The sequence below is a fragment of the Citrobacter sp. A316 genome (assembly GCF_002042945.1).
In the GTDB taxonomy this organism is placed as follows: Bacteria; Pseudomonadota; Gammaproteobacteria; order Enterobacterales; family Enterobacteriaceae; genus Citrobacter; species Citrobacter portucalensis.
Genome location: NZ_MVFZ01000014.1, coordinates 1 through 20140, shown reverse-complemented (window position 1 = coordinate 20140; position 20140 = coordinate 1). Strand labels below are relative to the sequence as shown.

At 52.9% G+C, this 20140-nt stretch carries 15 protein-coding genes and 1 rRNA gene; 8 read left to right on the top strand and 8 right to left on the bottom strand.

Features of this window, described 5'->3' with window-relative positions; genetic code table 11:
- Positions 1-70 precede the first annotated feature (70 nt).
- Both BZK41_RS17030 and metH read right to left on the bottom strand, forming a co-directional pair.
- On the bottom strand, positions 71-1702 hold the full coding sequence (locus tag BZK41_RS17030) for a Na/Pi cotransporter family protein (RefSeq protein WP_079938937.1): 1632 nt from the start codon (positions 1700-1702) through the stop codon (positions 71-73).
- 213 nt (positions 1703-1915) lie between these two features.
- Complete coding sequence (gene metH / locus BZK41_RS17025; RefSeq protein ID WP_079938936.1) at positions 1916-5599, bottom strand: methionine synthase; 3684 nt, start codon at positions 5597-5599, stop codon at positions 1916-1918.
- A 195-nt stretch (positions 5600-5794) separates the two neighbouring features.
- Between metH and iclR the strand changes: the two genes are divergently transcribed.
- Positions 5795-6619 carry a glyoxylate bypass operon transcriptional repressor IclR gene (iclR, locus tag BZK41_RS17020; protein ID WP_079938935.1) on the top strand — a complete coding sequence of 275 codons (825 nt, stop codon included), beginning with the start codon at positions 5795-5797 and terminating at the stop codon, positions 6617-6619.
- 86 nt (positions 6620-6705) lie between these two features.
- Here the strand turns inward: iclR and aceK are convergent, their stop codons facing one another.
- The 4 genes from aceK to BZK41_RS17000 all read right to left on the bottom strand — a co-directional run bounded on the left by aceK (position 6706) and on the right by BZK41_RS17000 (position 12492).
- Positions 6706-8487, bottom strand: a complete 1782-nt coding sequence (gene aceK / locus BZK41_RS17015; protein WP_079938934.1) for a bifunctional isocitrate dehydrogenase kinase/phosphatase — start codon at positions 8485-8487, stop codon at positions 6706-6708.
- Between the two features lie 102 nt (positions 8488-8589).
- Positions 8590-9894 (bottom strand): isocitrate lyase, encoded by a 1305-nt coding sequence (gene aceA / locus BZK41_RS17010; RefSeq protein WP_003826506.1) that lies wholly within the window; start codon positions 9892-9894, stop codon positions 8590-8592.
- Between the two features lie 31 nt (positions 9895-9925).
- A complete protein-coding gene (gene aceB / locus BZK41_RS17005) occupies positions 9926-11527 on the bottom strand; it encodes a malate synthase A (RefSeq protein ID WP_032948287.1) in 1602 nt (533 codons plus the stop codon).
- A gap of 248 nt (positions 11528-11775) precedes the next feature.
- Positions 11776-12492, bottom strand: a complete 717-nt coding sequence (locus BZK41_RS17000; RefSeq protein ID WP_228100536.1) for a FadR/GntR family transcriptional regulator — start codon at positions 12490-12492, stop codon at positions 11776-11778.
- 307 nt (positions 12493-12799) lie between these two features.
- Here BZK41_RS17000 and BZK41_RS16995 point away from each other — a divergent pair, with 307 nt between their 5' ends.
- The 6 genes from BZK41_RS16995 (at position 12800) to BZK41_RS16970 (ending at position 18223) form a co-directional block, all read left to right on the top strand.
- The gene (locus tag BZK41_RS16995) at positions 12800-13486 is read left to right on the top strand and encodes an RraA family protein (protein ID WP_079938933.1); all 687 of its coding nucleotides are present in this window, start codon (positions 12800-12802) and stop codon (positions 13484-13486) included.
- Positions 13487-13552: 66 nt separating this feature from the next.
- Positions 13553-14851 (top strand): MFS transporter, encoded by a 1299-nt coding sequence (locus BZK41_RS16990; RefSeq protein ID WP_079938932.1) that lies wholly within the window; start codon positions 13553-13555, stop codon positions 14849-14851.
- 21 nt (positions 14852-14872) lie between these two features.
- A complete protein-coding gene (locus BZK41_RS16985) occupies positions 14873-15886 on the top strand; it encodes a zinc-binding alcohol dehydrogenase family protein (RefSeq protein ID WP_079938931.1) in 1014 nt (337 codons plus the stop codon).
- A gap of 18 nt (positions 15887-15904) precedes the next feature.
- Positions 15905-16669, top strand: coding sequence for an SDR family NAD(P)-dependent oxidoreductase (locus tag BZK41_RS16980; protein WP_079938930.1), 765 nt, complete (start codon positions 15905-15907; stop codon positions 16667-16669).
- 49 nt (positions 16670-16718) lie between these two features.
- Positions 16719-17036, top strand: coding sequence for a UxaA family hydrolase (locus BZK41_RS16975; RefSeq protein WP_253193773.1), 318 nt, complete (start codon positions 16719-16721; stop codon positions 17034-17036).
- Positions 17036-18223, top strand: a complete 1188-nt coding sequence (locus BZK41_RS16970) for a UxaA family hydrolase (RefSeq protein WP_172313221.1) — start codon at positions 17036-17038, stop codon at positions 18221-18223. The genes BZK41_RS16975 and BZK41_RS16970 overlap by 1 nt, the downstream gene beginning before the upstream one ends.
- Positions 18224-18267: 44 nt before the next feature.
- Here BZK41_RS16970 and metA read toward each other — a convergent pair whose 3' ends face one another.
- Positions 18268-19197: a homoserine O-succinyltransferase gene (gene metA / locus BZK41_RS16965; RefSeq protein WP_079938928.1), complete on the bottom strand. Its 930-nt coding sequence runs from the start codon at positions 19195-19197 to the stop codon at positions 18268-18270.
- Positions 19198-19355: 158 nt separating this feature from the next.
- On the opposite strand from metA, the gene BZK41_RS16960 reads away from it, so the two are divergent.
- Positions 19356-19793 (top strand): acetyltransferase, encoded by a 438-nt coding sequence (locus BZK41_RS16960; RefSeq protein WP_003826501.1) that lies wholly within the window; start codon positions 19356-19358, stop codon positions 19791-19793.
- Positions 19794-20015: 222 nt separating this feature from the next.
- Here the strand turns inward: BZK41_RS16960 and rrf are convergent.
- Positions 20016-20131: ribosomal RNA gene (rrf, locus tag BZK41_RS16955) — 5S ribosomal RNA — on the bottom strand.
- Between the last annotated feature and the right edge of the window lie 9 nt (positions 20132-20140).

Sequence of the window (20140 nt, the reverse complement as noted above, 5' to 3'; positions counted from 1 at the left end):
CTACAAAGTAGACGACAACATTGCCGGATGGCGGCATAAATGCCTTATCCGGCCTACCGCTTCACCTCACTCAATAATCATCCCGCTCATCGTCTTCATCCGGCTGTTCCTGCACGCTATAGGCTACAGAGCAAAACAGCGAGTTCAGACGCTGCATATCGCCCAACAGCGCCAGGTGCAAGGAGCTGGTCTCGATGCTCTGCACATTCTGCTGATGCAGACGGTCAACGTGGGCATGCGAATAACGACGGTTGAGAATACGGAAACGGTGCTTGCTGCGGCGCAGACGACGGGCACTGGTCACGTCACCTGAGAAGAACACCGACATCGCCAGTTGCAGATTGCTGAGCAGCAGATCGTAGAGCGCATCCAGCTCTTTCAGCCCTTCGACAGAGAATGCCCGACGTGCGGCCAGCGACTTATCAGCTATCTCACTGCCCATACGTTCGACAATATCGGAAGCCTGCTCGAGGTTGAGCGACATTTCGATAATCTCTGCCCAACGGCGTGACTCTTCTTCCGCCAGCTCATCCTTTGGCATCCGCGCCAGATAGAGCTTGATGGCCGTATACAGCACGTTAATGTCGTCCGCCATCCTGCGCAGCTCTTTCTCTTCGCGCGGTTCGCCGTGCATTACTTTCTTCAACCCGTCCATCATCTGCTCCATCGCGTCACCGATACGCAGGGCTTCACGGGCAGCATTGGCCAGAGCGAGCGTCGGCGTATCCAGCGCGCTGACGTCCAGATGTTTGGGTTTCAGATGTGCATCCAGCTCCGGCTCATCGCGGATGATGCGCTTACAAAAACGTGCCATCGGTTCGGCGAACGGCACCATCGCCACGCAGCGCACCAGGTTGTAGAAAACGTGGAAGTAGATAACCAGTTCAGATTTCGGCAGCGGCAGTTCATCCATCAGATTGGCCAGCGGATGAACAAATGGCAGGATAATCAGGCTCCCCACCAGCTTAAACAACAGGCTGCCGAGCGCCACGCGACGGGCTGCGGCGTTCGCGGCACTGTTATTCAACATCGCCAACAGACCGGAGCCGAGGTTGGCGCCAATCACCAGACACAACGCCACCGGGAACGAGATAATGCCTGCCGCGGTTAGTGTTGCCGTCAGCAAAACTGCCGCCAGGCTGGAGTAACTGATAATCGCAAACATGGCGCCAATCAGCGCATCGAGCATGATATCGCCGGTGAGCGAGGCGAAAATAACCTGCACACCGTTCGCCTGAGTGATCGGCGTTACCGCCTGCACAATCAGCTCCAGCGCCAGTAAAATCAACCCCAGCCCAATACCGACCCGCCCCAGTTGCCCCACGCGGGACTGCTTACGTCCGAGAAAGAAGATCACGCCGATAAAAATCAGCAGTGGCGACAGCCAGGAGAGATCGAAGGTCAGGATACGCGCCATCAGCGCGGTCCCCACGTCAGCGCCGAGCACTATTACCAGAGCAGGGGTGAGCGCCACGAGATCTTGCGCGACAAACGAAGTGACCAGCATGGTGGTGGCGTTGCTGCTTTGCACCAGCGCCGTCACGCCGATACCCGCACAAAAGGCGAGCGGCTTCTTTTCAACGCTACGGCTGAGTACGGTACGCAAGCGGGCGCCGAAGACGCGCATCACGCCGGTACGCACAATATGCGTACCCCAAACCAGCATAGAAACAGCAGAAAGCAGGTGTAACAGAGTTAACACGGAATCAGGTTCTCCTTATCGTTATATGTTCCTGAGGTTCATAGCAATGACATACCGCCTGATGGCGCTACGCTTATCAGGCCGACAAAAATGTGCCATCCGGCAAGCACTACCGATGAACGTTCTTTCAGTATAAGGGTTTAAACGTAATAAAGAGACAGGACACTCATTGAGTGCCCTGTTTGTTGTAAAGAAAGATGACAGTTCTGTGAATCAGTCAGCGTCGTAGCCGAGGTTCGGCGCTAACCAGCGCTCGACTTCCGCCACGCTCATCCCTTTACGGAAGGCATAATCTTCAACCTGATCGCGCTGGATTTGCGCCACGGCGTAGTACTTGCTGTCCGGATGGCTGAAATACCAGCCGGAGACCGACGCGCCTGGCCACATGGCGAAGGATTCGGTGAGCTTCATTCCGGTGTGCGCTTCCACGTCCAGCAGTTCCCAGATGGTGGCTTTTTCGGTGTGTTCCGGGCACGCCGGATAGCCCGGCGCCGGGCGAATCCCCTGGTAGTTTTCGCGGATCAGCTCCTCATTACTGAGGTTCTCATTCGCCGCATAGCCCCAGTAGACTTTACGTACGCGCTCATGCAGATATTCCGCGAACGCTTCCGCCAGACGGTCGGCTATCGCTTTCACCATGATCTTGTTGTAGTCGTCGTGCTGGGCTTCGAAGGCATCCGCCAGCGCATCTTCTTCCAGACCACCGGTAACCGCGAAAGCACCGATGTAATCCGCTTTGCCGCTCAGTTTCGGCGCAACAAAGTCAGACAGGCAGTAGTTGGCGAAACCGACTTTTTCCGTCTGCTGGCGCAGATGATGACTCACGTTGATGACGTGCGTACGCGTCTCGTCACGGTAAATCTCGATGTCGTCACCCACGCGGTTGGCCGGGAATAAACCCACCACGCCACGCGGATTCAGGGTCTTCTCAGCGCTGAGTTTATCCAGCATGTCGTTGGCGTCTTTGAACAGGCGCTTCGCCTCTTCTCCTACCACCTCATCTTCAAGAATGCGCGGATATTTCCCGGCCAGCGACCAGGTCATAAAGAACGGCGTCCAGTCGATGTAGTTGCGCAGGGTTTCGATGCTGGCTTCCACTTCCTGCACGCCCAGGCGGTGCGCCACCGGCGGCGTGTAGTTTTCCCAGTCGAAGGCCAGATCGTTGTCGCGGGCAGCCTGTAACGTTACCGGCGGGGTACGCGGTTTCTTACGCGCATGCTGGATACGCACGGTTTCATACTCTTTACGCGTACGGGCGACAAAGTCATCACGCTGGGTGTCGGAGAGCAGCGCGGCCACGACGCCAACGGTACGCGAGGCGTTCTGCACGTACACCGTCGGGCCGCTGTAGTTCTGCTCAATTTTCACCGCCGTGTGCGCTTTTGAGGTGGTCGCGCCACCAATCAGCAGCGGAATAGTAAAACCCTGACGCTCCATCTCTTTCGCCACGTTGACCATTTCGTCCAGCGACGGGGTAATCAGCCCGGAAAGGCCAATCAGGTCGGCATTCACTTCACGCGCCGTTCTAAGGATTTTCTCCGCTGGCACCATCACGCCAAGATCGACGATTTCGTAGTTGTTACATTGCAGCACCACGCCGACAATGTTTTTGCCAATGTCGTGTACGTCGCCTTTCACGGTCGCGATGACCATTTTGCCGTTGCTGGAGCCTTTCTCTTTGCTGGCCTCAATGTACGGTTCGAGGTAGGCCACCGCCTGTTTCATCACGCGGGCGGATTTCACCACCTGCGGCAGGAACATTTTGCCTTCGCCGAACAGATCGCCAACGACGTTCATGCCGTCCATCAGCGGTCCCTCAATAACTTCGATCGGACGCGCAGCCTGCTGGCGCGCTTCTTCGGTATCCAGCTCAATAAACTCGGTAATGCCTTTCACCAGCGAGTATTCGAGGCGCTTTTTCACATCCCAGGTGCGCCACTCCGCCATCTGGGCATTCGCCGTGTCGTCGGTTTTACTGCCGCGATACTTCTCAGCAAGCTCCAGCAGTCGTTCGGTGCCATCGTCACGGCGGTTAAGGATCACGTCCTCAACCGCATCGCGTAGCTCGGAGGGCAGGTCGTCGTAAATTGCCAGTTGTCCGGCGTTGACGATCCCCATATCCATACCGTTGCGAATAGCGTAGTAGAGGAATACCGCGTGAATGGCTTCACGTACCGGGTCGTTGCCACGAAACGAGAATGAAACGTTAGAAACGCCGCCGGAAATCAGCGCGTGCGGCAGTTCGCGTTTGATGTCTTCACAGGCACCGATGAAGTCCTGCGCGTAGTTGTTGTGCTCATCAATCCCGGTTGCGACGGCAAAGATGTTCGGGTCGAAGATGATGTCTTCCGGTGGAAAGCCCACCTCTTCGGTAAGAATTTTGTACGCCCGACGGCAGATTTCGATTTTACGTGCGCGGGTGTCGGCCTGCCCTTGCTCGTCAAAGGCCATCACCACCACCGCAGCACCGTAGCGACGCAGCAGCTTCGCGTGATGGATAAAGGTCTCAACCCCCTCTTTCATCGAGATGGAGTTAACGATGCCTTTACCCTGAATGCACTTCAGCCCCTTCTCGATGACGTCCCATTTCGAGGAGTCGATCATAATCGGCACGCGGGCGATATCCGGCTCACCGGCGATCAGGTTGAGGAAACGCACCATTGCCGCTTCGGCATCGAGCATCCCCTCATCCATGTTGATATCGATGATCTGCGCGCCGCTTTCCACCTGCTGACGGGCGACGTCCAGCGCTTCGCTGTATTTCTCTTCTTTGATCAGGCGCTTAAATTTCGCCGAACCGGTGACGTTGGTACGCTCGCCGACGTTCACAAACAGGCTGTCGTCACCGATGTTCAGCGGCTCAAGGCCGGACAGGCGGCAGGCAACCGGGATTTCCGGCAAGTGGCGCGGCGGTAAGCCATCCACCGCGCGGCTCATGGCGGCGATGTGTTCCGGCGTGGTGCCGCAGCAACCGCCGACGATATTCAGGAAACCGGCCTCAGCCCACTCGCGAATCTGCGTCGCCATGGTATCGGCGTCGAGATCGTATTCACCAAAGGCGTTTGGTAAACCGGCGTTTGGGTGCGCAGTCACGTAGCATTCGGCAATACGCGACAGTTCCTGCACGTACTGGCGCAGCTCGTCCGGACCTAAGGCACAGTTCAGACCAAAGGTCAGCGCATCGGCGTGGCGCAGGGAGTTGTAGAATGCTTCGGTAGTCTGGCCGGAGAGCGTACGGCCTGAAGCGTCGGTGATGGTGCCGGAGAGCATAATCGGCAGCTCAACGCCCAGCGCTTCGAATTCAGTTTTAACCGCGAAAATAGCGGCTTTGGCGTTCAGGGTATCGAAGACGGTTTCAATCAGGATCAGGTCACTGCCGCCTTCCACCAGCGCTTTGGTGGATTCACGGTAGGCGGCCACCAGCTGATCAAAGGTAATGTTGCGGTAAGCCGGGTCGTTAACGTCAGGCGAGATAGACGCCGTACGGTTAGTTGGGCCGAGCACGCCAGCGACATAGCGCGGTTTTTCCGGTGTACGCGCTGTCCATTCGTCAGCCGCCGCACGCGCCAGTTTGGCTGCCGCAAAGTTGATTTCCGCCGACAGGGATTCCATCTGGTAATCCGCCATGGCGATAGTCGTGGAGTTAAAGGTGTTGGTTTCGATGATATCCGCGCCCGCCTCAAAGTAGGCGTTATGGATGGCGGCAATGACCTCCGGTTTGCTGAGCACCAACAGGTCGTTGTTACCTTTCAGATCGCACGGCCAGTCGGCAAAGCGTTCGCCGCGGAAATCCTCTTCGCTCAGACGATATCCCTGGATCATGGTGCCCATACCGCCGTCCAGCACCAGAATACGTTCATTTAACTGCTGACGTAATTGTTCTACTTTGCTGCTCACACTCGCTCCCGACAACGCTCAACCAGACCGAAAAAAACTCAACAGGTCATACTGGCACAAACCTGAGAGGCGGAAAAGAGAACAACGGCCAACATGAGACATGTTCAGCTTCACTCATCCGATCAGTACAGGAATTCTTGCATTATAATTGAATAAAACGAAAATGATTTCCACGATACAGAAAAGGAGTCTGCCATGGTAGCCACTGTCCCCGCGAAACGCGGTAGAAAACCCGCCGCCACTACTGCACCTGCAACCGGGCAGGTTCAGTCTCTGACCCGCGGTCTGAAGCTGCTGGAGTGGATTGCGGAATCCAACGGCAGCGTGGCGCTGACCGAGCTGGCGCAGCAGGCTGGCCTGCCAAACTCCACGACTCACCGTTTGCTGACCACCATGCAGCAGCAGGGTTTTGTCCGTCAGGTGGGTGAATTAGGCCACTGGGCCGTGGGCGCACATGCGTTCATCGTCGGCAGCAGCTTTTTGCAAAGCCGTAATCTGCTGGCGATTGTGCACCCGATCCTGCGCAAGCTGATGGAAGATTCCGGTGAAACAGTAAACCTGGCCGTGCTGGATCAAAGCGATCATCAGGCCATTATTATCGACCAGGTGCAGTGTACCCAACTGATGCGCATGTCCGCGCCTATCGGCGGCAAGCTGCCGATGCACGCCTCAGGTGCGGGTAAGGCGTTTTTATCCCAACTGAGCGAAGAACAAGTGACTGGCCTGCTGCACCGCAAAGGCCTGCATGCTTATACACACGCCACGCTGGTGTCGCCAGTGCATCTGAAAGAGGATCTGGCCCAGACGCGCAAGCGCGGCTATTCCTTTGATGATGAGGAACATGCGCTGGGTCTGCGCTGCGTGGCGTCGTGCATTTATGACGAGCACCGCGAGCCGTTCGCTGCGATTTCCATTTCCGGGCCAATCTCACGCATTACTGATGACCGCGTGACCGAGTTTGGCGCCATGGCGATCAAAGCGGCGAAAGAAGTGACGCTGGCATACGGCGGATTTCGCTAAGATGGGGTTGCCGGGTGGCGGCTACGCCTTACCGGGCCTACTGTCCAAGGTTAAGGCAGATTTGTAGGCCTGATAAGCGTAGCGTATCAGGCACGGCGCACATTGCCGGATGGCGGCGCAAGCGCCTTATCCGGCCTACGGTCGGTTTCATAACGTACGCTGAACCGCTGTCGACGCCGGTAGGCGTAAACATCTTCCACATGCCCGTTTTTAATCCGCGTCTGTAGGCCGCGCCAGTAGTCGGCGCTGAACAGGTCAGCGTGCATCTCTTCAAATAGCGGCCCGATACGCGGGTCGGCACATAGCCAGTGACGAAACTCTTCCGGGAAGACATCTCCCGGCGATACGCTGTACCACGGCTCAGCGCTCATCTCATCTTCCGGGTAACGTGGCGGCGGGATATGGCGGAAATTCACCTCCGTCATATAGCAAATTTCATCGTAATCGTAGAACACCACGCGCCCGTGGCGGGTCACGCCGAAGTTCTTAAACAGCATATCGCCGGGGAAAATATTGGCGGCGGCCAGCTGACGAATGGCGTTACCGTACTCTTCAATGGCATCGCGCAGTTGCTGACCTTCGACCTGCTCCAGCCAGATATTCAGCGGCACCATCCGCCGTTCGATATACAGATGGCGAATGACAATCTGATCGCCAAGATCGGTAATTTTTTCCGGGGCTTCCTGCAATAACAGCGCCATCAACGCCGGATCGATTTGCCGTTTCTCCAGCACAAAGTTCTCGAACTCCTGGGTGTCAGCCATCCGCCCAACACGATCGTGTTCTTTGACCAGTTGATAGCAGGCGCGGACGTGGGCAGCAGACATCTCTTTTTGCGGGGCAAATTTGTCTTTGATGATTTTAAACACCCGGTCAAAACCCGGCAGGGTAAACACCAGCATCACCATGCCGCGGATCCCCGGCGCTTCAATAAATTGCTCATCGCAATGGGCAAGATAGAGCAGATATTCGCGGTAGCTTTCGGTCTTCGCGTGTTTCTGACAGCCAATCGCCATATACAGTTCGGCGGTGGTTTTCCCGGGCAGGATCTCGCGCAGCCACTCCACTAATGCCGCGGGCAGCGGGGCATACACCATAAAGTAAGAGCGGGCAAAGCCAAACACAATGCTCGCCTCTGCTGTCGTGGTCAGACAGGTATCGACAAACAATTCGCCTTCGTCAGTCCGGTGGATTGGCAGTAAAAACGGCAGCGTCCCGGAAGGGGTAATCAACTTCCCGACCAGCCAGGCGGCCTTATTGCGATAAAACAGTTCGTTCGCCACCTGTAAATGGCAGCCCGGCAGCACATCCGCTCCCAGGGTTTCGGTCAGGTGTTCGATGATGTAGTGGATATCACGATGTTTGTTCTGCCACGGCAGACGCAGGGGCAGATCGCTAAGGACGCGCGTCAGAAGCCACTCCCAGCCGGTATCAGGAAAAAAGTCTTTCGCCAATGGGCGTGGGATCGTGCGAAAACGGCGCTCTGGCTGAGAACTGAAAATAAACAGCCGCTCGGGAGTCAGCGAGCGGTGGTCAAATAACCGACAGTAAACGGAGTTAAAAAAGCTCTCCGCAATCTCGAAGCGCGGGTAATCCGGCAGTAGCCGGGTGTAATGCTCTTTCACGCGAAGTAAAAAATCCGCGTCGGTACTTTTGCCGTCAGTAATGCAGCGCAACTGTTCCACCACCAGACCCACGTGATGGTCGTAGAGGTGAATACGGCTTTTCATCGCCTGCTGAACCGCATGCCAGTCGGCATGTTCAAAACGCTGCTGCGCGCCGGAGGTGACTTCCAGAAAACGCCCGTACTGGGCGTCGAAACCCTGCAAGATAGTCTGAGCAATCAGTAATTCCAGGCCACGCGTCATCAATGTCTCCCATCCGGCATAACGTCATGCCGGATGGCGCGTTTGCTTGTCCGGCCTACATCCCTTCGTAGGCCCGGTAAGCGTAGCGCCACCGGGCATTCATCAAAACTGCGATTCTTCGGTCGAGCCGGTCAGCGCGGTCACCGAGGAAGCGCCGCCCTGAATGATGGTAGTAACTTTGTCGAAGTAGCCTGTACCCACTTCCTGCTGATGGGACACGAAGGTGTAACCGTCTTTAGCCGCCGCAAATTCTGGCTGCTGAACCTTCTCAACATAGTGGCGCATGCCTTCACCCTGCGCATAAGAGTGCGCGAGGTCGAACATGTTGAACCACATGCTGTGGATACCCGCCAGGGTAATGAACTGGTATTTGTAACCCATATCCGACAGCTGCTGCTGGAAGCTGGCGATAGTTTTGTCATCCAGGTTTTTCTGCCAGTTAAACGACGGCGAACAGTTGTAGGCCAGCAGTTTGCCAGGGTATTTAGCGTGGATTGCATCGGCAAAACGCTTCGCCAGTTCGAGATCCGGCGTGGAGGTTTCACACCACACCAGATCCGCATACGGTGCATAGGCCAGGCCACGACTGATCGCCTGCTCAATACCCGCATGCGTACGGTAGAACCCTTCGCTGGTACGTTCGCCAGTGATGAACTCGCTGTCGTACGGGTCGCAATCAGACGTAATCAGATCGGCTGCGTCAGCATCGGTACGTGCAATCACCAGCGTCGGCACGCCCATCACATCAGCCGCCAGACGGGCTGCCACCAGTTTCTGGATAGCTTCCTGCGTCGGCACCAGCACTTTACCGCCCATGTGACCACATTTTTTCACCGATGCGAGCTGATCTTCGAAGTGAACGGCCGCTGCACCAGCCTCAATCATCGATTTCATCAGTTCGAACGCGTTCAGTACGCCGCCAAAGCCTGCTTCCGCATCGGCAACGATCGGCAGGAAGTAATCTACATAGCGCGGATCGTTCGGCTCAATACCGGTTGACCATTGGATCTGATCGGCGCGACGGAATGTGTTATTGATCCGATCCACCACCGCCGGGACCGAGTTCGCCGGATACAGCGACTGGTCCGGGTACATGCTGGATGCCAGGTTGGCATCTGCCGCCACCTGCCAGCCTGAAAGGTAGACCGCTTCAATACCGGCTTTCGCCTGCTGCAGCGCCTGACCGCCGGTCAGCGCACCGAGGCTGTTGATATAACCTTTCTTCGATTCACCGTGCAGCAGACGCCACATTTTCGCCGCGCCAAGCTGCGCCAGCGTACATTCCGGGTTGACCGAGCCACGTAATTTCACCACTTCCTCCGCGCTATATGGACGGGTGATGCCTTCCCAGCGCGGTTGAGTCCATTCTTTCTGTAATTCTTCGATTTGTTGAGTACGGGTTTTCATGTGCAGATGCTCCATATTGTTATGTGGTGGATTACGCCAGCAGGCGGTAGCCTGGCAGGGTCAAGAAATCGATCAATTCATCAGAGGTAGTGATTTGCTCCATCAGGCGTGCGGCATCGTCAAAACGCCCGCTGCTGTAGCGGTGTTCGCCCAGCTCGTCCTGAATCACCAGCATCTCTTCGGCCAGCATCTGACGGAACAGCGGTTTGGTAACCGGCTTGCCGTTACTGAGCGTCTTCTGATGGTGGATCCACTGCCAGATGGAGGTACGGGAGATTTCTGCGGTAGCCGCATCTTCCATCAGACCGTAAATCGGTACGCAGCCGTTACCGGAGATCCACGCTTCGATGTACTGCACCGCGACACGGATATTGGCGCGCATGCCTTCTTCAGTACGCTCACCTTCACAAGGTGCCAGCAGTTGCTCTGCGGTAATCGGGGCATCTTCTTCACGGGTCACGAACAGCTGATTTTTGTTTTCACCGAGTACGTCGTTGAACACCGCCATAGCGGTATCTGCCAGCCCCGGATGGGCAATCCAGGTGCCGTCATGACCGTTATTTGCTTCCAGTGCTTTGTCCGCTTTTACCTTGGTCAAAACCTGGTTGTTACGTTCCGCATCTTTGCTGGGAATGAACGCCGCCATGCCGCCCATCGCGAACGCGCCACGTTTATGACAGGTTTTAATCAGCAGACGCGAATAGGCGCTGAGGAATGGCTTATCCATCGTCACCACCTGACGGTCCGGCAGCACGCGATCCGGGTGGTTCTTCAGCGTTTTGATATAGCTAAAAATGTAATCCCAACGACCGCAGTTCAGACCCACAATGTGATCACGCAGGGCGTGCAGAATTTCGTCCATCTGGAAGACGGCTGGCAGCGTTTCAATCAGCAGGGTCGCTTTAATGGTGCCGCGCGGCAGATTAAAACGATCCTCTGCATAGCTGAACACTTCGCTCCACCATGCCGCTTCTTGCCAGGCCTGTGTTTTTGGCAGATAGAAATAAGGACCGCTGCCTTTTGCCAGCAATGTTTTGTAGTTATGGAAGAAGTAGAGGGCAAAATCGAACAGGCTGCCCGGGATAGATTCGCCACGCCAGGTGACGTGTTTTTCCGGCAGGTGCAGACCACGAACGCGACACACTAACAGAGCCGGATTAGGTTTGAGCTGATAAATTTTACCCGCTTCGTTGGTGTAGCTAATGGTGCCATTGACCGCATCGCGCAGGTTGATCTGCCCGTCGATAACTTTGCTCCACTCAGGAGCCAGTGAATCTTCGAAGTCAGCCATAAAGACTTTGACGTTCGCGTTCAGCGCGTTGATGACCATCTTGCGCTCAACGGGTCCGGTGATCTCTACGCGGCGATCCAATAAATCATCAGGAATTCCGCGAATTTTCCAGTCACCTTCTCGAATGGAAGCTGTTTCCGAAATAAAATCAGGCAACTTACCGTCATCAATATCCTGCTGTTGCTGGATACGTGCAGCCAGAAGTTTATTCCGCTTTGGCGTAAATCTTGTCACCAGTTCAGTCAGAAACTCCACCGCTTCAGCGGTCAGAATTTGCTGTTCCTGTTCGCCACGCGGCCTGGTGAAGACCAGTTCATCGGTTGTCGTTGCCTGTTGATTCATTGCGTAGTTCCTCGTCATTGATCCAAACACATCCCCAATGCGAACGAAGGATCGTTGTGCGCTTTTCGTTCAGCACAACTAAGACTACTCATTTAAATTCCAAAATCAAAAACAATTTCCATTTTTAATTTAATTATCAATTAACTTGTTGATAACAATATAAATAAAATTTAATTACACGGTGAGGTGCGTTTCGGAAATAAAAAAGGCACCCGAAGGTGCCTGATTCAATATGCTGAAACGCTTAATTAAAGAGAGGAAAGATTGTTCAAAGCGGTGGACGCGAGGTTGAAGTGATCATCCATGGCTTTCATCGCACCTTCCGCATCCCGGAGACAGACGCAATCGCAAACTCGCTGGTGTAGTGCAATAATTCCGCGTTCATATTCATAGTGATCTTTTTGCGCTTCCAGACCGGCACGCATAGAGTGGGTCAACTGCTCATGAAGAGCTTGCAGAAGAATGCTGAACAATGGATTTTTCGATGCCCGTGATAACAGCAGATGGAAATTCAGATCGTGCTGCAAAAAACGTTCAGCATCGGAAAACTCTTCACGAATCAGCAACATTTCTTGTTTTAGTGCCGCAAAGTCGCTTTCATCCCCATTGAGTGCCGCCATTTGTACGCAACCCGCTTCCAGCCAGCGTCGGGCAGCGAGGATTTGGGACGAAGTGACCTGCTCGGTTACCGTGGCAAAAGAGAAGATAAGCTGCAATACGCTGGAATCAAACGCTTTAATGCGCGGAACTTTGCCGCTTTTCGTTTCAAGGATCCCAAGAGCCGCCAGGGAACGATAGGCTTCTCGTACCACTCCTTTACTGACGCCAAGTTCCTGGGTGAGCTGCATTTCACTGGGCACGGGCATGCCCACGGTCAATTTCTGCCGGGCAATTAACGACAGTATGTAATCCCGCACCTGAGCCGAGAGAGTATTGCTTTCAAGCTGAATTTTCGTTGTCATCATTTTTATCATCAATTTACTGAGCGGGTAATGCCTGTGTCAGCCGTAAAATTCATGTCTAAATATTAAAAATCATAGTGTTATAGGTAATTTCCTTCCGCACTTGAGTCGTATGTTACCGAAAAAGCCTCACCAGGGATAGGACACGCCTGGCTGAAAATCGATCGCCTTCCATGTTGGCAGAACTGTGAGGAGCTTCGCAGAGTATAGCTGTTTACCCTTCTCAACCTATAAACCTGTTTGACAGGTTTATAGGTTGTATTTTAGTCTCAATGCATATCTTCTCACCAGTACATCAGGATGTTTAATTATGTGGAAAAACGACAAGGAACTTTTTCAGTTAATGCGGACGCAGCTATTCACTGCCGTCGTCGGTGATATTCTTGATACTAAAGGGTATCTGCATCAATTTGTTTCCCCCTCCATTAAACCACTACATTCCAGTATGGTTATTGCAGGTCGGGCAATGCCCGTTCTTGAAGCTGATGTTTATGAGCTTCATTCGTCATCCGGAAATACTGAGATCGGTAAAAAGCCCTTCGGTATTATGTTTGAGGCCCTGGATTCGTTAAAAGAAAATGATGTTTATATTGCCACGGGAAGTTCACTTCGCTATGCATTATGGGGGGGATTAATGTCAACCCGCGCCCTGCATTTGAAAGCAGCAGGCGCAGTACTTGATGGATATGTCCGTGATTCTAAAGAGATCCTCGATATTAATTTTCCAACGTTCAGCTATGGTACTTACGCTCAGGATCAGGGACCGCGGGGAAAAGTCATTGATTATAACGTTCCCGTTGAAGTCTGCGGGATTACGATTAACCCCGGAGATATTATCTACGGAGACAGTGATGGTCTGTTAATTATTCCTAAATCGATAGAAAAAGACGTTATCACAGAAGCACTGGAAAAAGTAGCAACCGAAAGCGATGTACGTATCGCAATAAAGAACGGCATGAGCACTGTTGATGCCTTTGAAAAATTTGGCGTGATGTAAATACTTATTCACTATACAAATCGTACCCTACAACAATTCACATAAATTATTTATGCAGGACTCGCTATGTTCAAACGACAGCATTCAAAAATATTATTCTTGCTGTTTATCGCAGGAGTAATTAATTACCTCGATCGTGCGGCATTTTCTGTGGCGATGCCCTATATCAAAGACCATTTTGGCTTAAATCCGGCGGAAGTCGGAATTATGCTGAGTAGTTTTTTCTTTGGTTACGCCCTGTTTAACTTTGTTGGTGGCTATCTCTCCGATCTTTACGGTCCACGCAAGGTTTTCGCCATTGCAATGCTCTCCTGGTCACTGTTTTGCGGGCTGACCGGTCTTGCCTTTGGCTACATTTCTCTGTTCATAGTCCGTGTGTTATTCGGTATGAGTGAGGGACCTATCAGTACCACTATCAACAAATGCATCAGCAACTGGGTGCCACTTGACCAGCGCGCCAGGGCCGTCGGTATCGCCAACGCGGGCAATCCTCTGGGCGGTGCGATTGCCGGGCCAATTGTCGGCGCTATTGTCGTCATGTGGAACTGGCGGATTGCATTTATTATTCTGATGTCGCTCGGGTTTATCTGGACCTTTTTCTGGCTGAAAGCCTTTACCGATCGTCCTCATAACAATCCTCACACTTCAGAAGTAGAGATTGCTGAATACGATGAGGCACAAAAAGGAGCGCCAGACTATGGTGGTGATGGAGAAAAAGTACCTTTTGTCTTTTATCTCACCCAACCAATTGTTTTGTTTACCGGATTAGCTTTTTTTTCCATCAACTATATTCTCTATTTCTTTCTAACCTGGTTCCCAAGTTATTTATCGATGGAAAAAGGACTTAATATTCAGGAGATGAGTATTGCCTCTGCTATCCCTTGGATTATTGGCAGCGTAGGTATTGCCATCGGAGGAATTTTTTCCGACTGGTTATATCGTAAAACGAAAAACCTGCTACTTGCCAGAAAACTCATCATCGTCGGCGGTTTGATTCTCTCTGCCATTTGCATCAGCTTTGCCGGTCAGGTTGTTTCCGTTACTCATGCCGTCATGTTAATGGCAATGGGGATATTTTTTATGTATCTCGCCGCTGCTGCTCCGTGGGCAATCGTATCCGATAATATTTCACCCGATAAGGTTGGTGGCGTCGGTGGTTTTGTCCATTTACTGGCAAACACTTCAGGAATTATTGCACCCATCTTAACCGGATTTATTGTGCAGTATACCAATAGTTTTATCGCAGCCTTTATTCTGGCTGGTGCTATTGGCGTAATCGGTGCCCTCGGTGTGGCATTTGGGGTCAAACCCATTAAGAGAAAAAATAAAAACGCAGAAAGCGTTATCACCTCCGAATTACAGTAACCCGATAAATAAGGCTCTTATATGAAAGCATTAGCCATTGATAAAGGTTCCGTAACGCGATTTATTGATATCGCCGAACCAGATTGCCCATCCGACCATGTATTAATTCGCGTTGAGCGCGTAGGTCTATGTGGCTCAGATTTAAACACCTGGCGTGGGCTGAATCCACTCACGCAATATCCTTGCATTCCGGGACATGAAATAGGCGGTACGATCCTGAAAGTGGGTAGTAATGCCAAGCATATCCATGAAGGTGATAAAGTCGTTGTCCTCCCCTGTACAGAATGCGGCCATTGTAGCTCCTGTCTGAGCGGGCGTCCGAATGCCTGCCAAAATAACCAGACCCTCGGCGTTCAGCGGCAGGGCGGTATGGTACCGCTGCTGGCGATCCCAGCCAATAAAGTTATCGTCTGCAATACGCTGAGCAGCAACGAGCTGGCGCTGGTTGAACCCCTGGCGGTCGGCCTTCACGCCGCGCGCCGCGCGCAAATCATCGTCGGTGAGTGGGTTGCCGTTATGGGCTGCGGCGTGATCGGGCTAGGCGCAATAGCTGCAGCCAACGCGATGGGCGGTCGCGTGATAGCAATTGATATCGACGATCGCAAACAGGCCGTGGCAACCGCCTGTGGCGCGGAAAGATATCTCAACAGTACTCGTGAAGACGTCGCGGAGATACTAGGACAACTGAATGAAGGCCGCGGCCCGACAGTGGTGATTGAAGCCATCGGCCTTGATAAGACCATCGAACAGGCCGTTGAACTGGCCGCATTTTGTGGGCGCGTGGTGTATGTCGGTTATGCCAAAAAGCCAGTGAATTACGAAAGTGCACGCTTCCTGATGAAAGAGTTGGATATCCGCGGCTCGCGCAATGCCACCGTTGCGGACTTCCGTGCGGTGCTGTCATTGATGGAAAAGCACAGCTACCCCATCGAGCACATTATTTCTGCGCACTACCCAATCGATTCCGCTGATAAAGCGTTTCAAGACTGGGCAGCCGATCCGGGCGCATTCACCAAAATTTTAATCGATCTCTAATTTGACGAGAAAACTATCATGACAATGAATAATCCTTTTTCACTGGAAAACAAAACGGCGCTTATTACTGGTTCCGCCAGCGGTCTGGGCTATGCCATGGCGAAATGTATGATCGCCTGCGGCGCAAAGGTCATTATTGCCGATCTGAACGGCGAAGCGGCCAAAAAAGCTGCCGAAGAACTGGGAGCAAAAGCCTCCTGGAGCCAATTTAATGTTGCCAACACGGGCGAAACGGAAAGCTGGGTCGACGGCCTGCTCAGTCAGCATGGGCAGATTGATATTCTGGTCAATAACGCAGGAAATCACTGCAAAAAACCAATCGAAGAGATGAGCGTCGCAGATTTCGAATCCGTGCTGGATGTCCATGTTGTTGGCGCTTTCGCTCTGACCCGCGCCCTGGTTCCGCATATGAAGCAGCACGGTAACGCCTGCGTACTGTTTACCGCTTCAATGACCTCTTTCCTCGGACAGCCTTACGTGACCGGCTATGCCGCGGCGAAATCAGCTTATCTGGGACTCATTCACGGCATGGCAACTGAGTTGTCCGGTGCAGGTATTCGCGTCAACGGCGTCGCACCTGGCTGGATTGATACGCCTATGCTGCGCAAAGCCATTGAAGGCGACGATGAGCGTAAAAACAAAATCCTTGGCCGCACGCCGATGAAAAAATTCGGTAAGCCAGAAGATATCGGCTGGGCGGCGACCTATCTGGCTTCTGACGCCGCCGGGTTCGTTAGCGGGCAGGTATTGGTTGTCGACGGCGGTGCGCTGATTGGCTTTTAATGATCAGGCGGTCTTCGGGCCGCCTAAATATTGACTACAGATAGAGCTGATGCAAATGAATAAACGCGCTCTGCTATTACATAAACAGGATAACTGCGTTGTCGCGCTGGAGGACATTCAGAGCGGCGATTGCATCCACTACGACGGTGGCGAATTTTCGGCAATAAGTTCTGTCGCACTGGGGCATAAGCTGGCAATTGAAGCGCTAAGTGCAGGCGATAAAGTGCGTAAATATGGCGCAGAGATTGGCTCCGCCAGTCAGGCTATTGCCATCGGCGAGCATATCCACTCGCATAACCTGAGCAGTGATTATATCGCCGTATTCCACCATGATAACGCGGGCTATGAGCCGGCAGGAGATGCCTGATGCGTGGTTATATCAGACAAGATGGTAGCACAGGTATTCGTAACAGCGTCCAGGTCATCTTTATGGTGGAGTGCGCCAGTCATGTCGCCAAAGTCATTGCCGAATCCTTCCCTGATGACGATGTGCAGTATTTTGGCTTCTCCGGATGCTATCCGACCGACTATGGCTACCGCCTGGTAAAAGGGCTGGCGACGCATCCCAACGTTGGTGCAGTGTTGATTATCGCCCTGGGCTGCGAGAACTTCGATCGCGATAAACTCTATGATGATGTTATCGCCAGCGGTCGTCCATGTCATAAGCTGGTCATTCAGGAAAATCGCGGAACAGCAGAAACTATTCGCCGTGGGAAAAACTGCGTGACAGAGATGTTGGCGCAAATTGCGCAAACGCCGGTGCGCCCGCTGGCTTTCAAAGATTTGGTGATTGGCACTATCTGCGGTGGATCAGATGGCACCAGTGGGATCACCGGCAATCCCGCCGTGGGCCGGGCATTTGATCGTCTTCTCGCTCAAGGAGCGACCTGTATCTTTGAGGAGAGCGGTGAACTTATCGGTTGCGAAGGGCATATGATGGCGCGTGCAGCTACGCCCGCCGCCAGAGAAGCCATTGACGCCGCAATGGAGAAAGCCAAGCGCTATTACGCAACAATGGGTCTGGGGAGTTTTTCCAACGGTAATGCCGTGGGGGGGTTAACCACGCAAGAAGAAAAATCACTCGGCGCCTATACCAAGTCAGGCGATAGCCCAATTCAGGGGGTACTGCTGCCGACAGAGCGCGCCCCTTATCCGGGTCTGTATCTGATGGATGTGGTTCCCGATGGCGAAGCCCGTTTCGGTTATCCTAATATCAATGACTCTTCGGAAGCGATGGAACTCATTGCCACCGGCTGCCATATGATTTTATTTACCACCGGACGGGGTTCTGTCATAGGTTCAGTCATTGCGCCAGTGATTAAAGTCTGCAACAACCCGCAGACCTGGGCCAATATGGCTGATGATATGGACGTCAATGCCGGGCGAATTATTAGCGAAGGGGCATCTCTCGATGATGTAGCGACGGAGATTCTCGACTGTATTGCGGCAACCAGCAATGGAAAACTCTGTAGCGCGGAACGTCTGGGCCACAAAGAATTCGTTCTAACCTATAAAGCGTTTGATTACACGCAAACGCCCTGCCGAATAGCCTGAAACGCCCCGCTCCCGAAGAGCATTCGGGAGCGGTAAATAAATCATCAATCCAGCGTTGGATTCATATGTCGTAGATCATATGGCGTGATCTGGTAGACGTAATAGTTAAGCCAGTTGGTAAACAACAGATTACCGTGGCTACGCCAGGTCGCCCGCGGTTTGTTTTGCGGGTCATCTTTCGGGAAATAGTTATAGGGTACTTCCGGCGATAAGCCCGCTTCAACATCACGAAAATATTCGCTGCCGAGTGTGTGGTCGTCATACTCAGGATGACCTGTCACAAAAGCAATACGTTTATCTTTGCTGGCAAACAGATAGGCATCTCCCCCTTCGGTTTCAGCAAAAATCTCGAGATCGGTGTAGTCGCGGATAAGCGCAGCAGGGAAATCAGCATAGCGCGAATGCGGGGCCAGGAACGCATCATCGAATCCACGCGTCAGCAGCGCATGAGGGTGCAGAATGTGGTGCTCATAGACACCTGAGAGTTTATCCGTACGGGTTTGCTTGGGAATTCCGTACAGAATATTCAACGCGGCTTGCACCGCCCAACAGACAAATAGCGTCGAGGTAACATGATCTTTCGCCCATTCAAGTACTTGCTTAATCTGCGGCCAGTAAGCCACATCATTAAATTCAACCAGGCCCAACGGTGCGCCGGTAACAATTAGTCCGTCAAAGTTCTGATTGCAGATATCCTCGAAATTACAGTAGAAGTTATTCAGATGCTCCGTTGGGGTGTTGCGTGACTCGCGGGCATCGATGCGCAATAGCTGAACATCTACCTGCAGCGGTGAGTTAGACAATAAGCGCAGGAACTGGTTTTCCGTTTCAATCTTCTTGGGCATCAGGTTAAGGATGAGCACCTTCAGTGGACGAATTTCCTGACCGGAAGCGCGGGATGTCGTCATCACGAAGACGTTTTCCTCACGCAAGAAATTGACGGCGGGTAGCTCGTCCTGCACGCGAATTGGCATAACCTGATAACCTCACAACATACGTTTAAACGTTTAGACATCCAGATAGCTGAAGATACCCAGGAATCATGCGAATGTCGAGCCTGCATCCTCAAGTTGAGAAAGTTTCACGGCTCCTTGCTGTAGAATAGTGCAGTAAAGAAAAAAAGGAGAATGCTATGAACCTTACCATTCGTCGTTCGCGTCAGGACGAAGGAGATAAGTTAGTTTCTATTTGGTGTCGCTCAGTAGACGCCACGCACCATTTCCTCTCTGCGGATTATCGGATTGAGCTGGAGGAGCTGGTACGTTCATTTTTACCAGAAGCCCCTCTGTGGGTTGCAGTGACAGAACAGGATGAGCCCGTCGCCTTTATGCTCCTGACCGACCAGCATATAGATGCCCTGTTTGTCGATCCGGATGTGCGTGGTAGTGGCGTTGGTAAACTGCTGATTGAACATGCTTTATCAATGAGTTCAACGCTAACAACCAACGTTAACGAGCAGAATGAGCAGGCGGTTGGATTCTATAAGAAGATGGGATTTAGCGTGACGGGACGTACAGAGGTGGACGATCTCGGACGACCGTATCCGTTACTCAACCTCGTACGCGGGTAGCAGGACTCGCTTTTGTAGGCCGGATAAGGCGATGCGCCGCATCCGGCAGTTTTCATCCCGCACAGACGCAAAAAAGCCCATCCGTCAGGATGGGCTTCTTCATTTTATTTGATGTCTGGCAGTTTATGGCAAATTTGTCCTGCTCAGGAGAGCGCTCACCGACAGACAACAGATAAAACAAAAGGCCCAGTCTTTCGACTGAGCCTTTCGCTTTTATTTGATGCCTGGCAGTTCCCTACTCTCGCATGGGGAGACCCCACACTACCATCGGCGCTACGGCGTTTCACTTCTGAGTTCGGCATGGGGTCAGGTGGGACCACCGCGCTACAGCCGCCAGGCAAATTCTG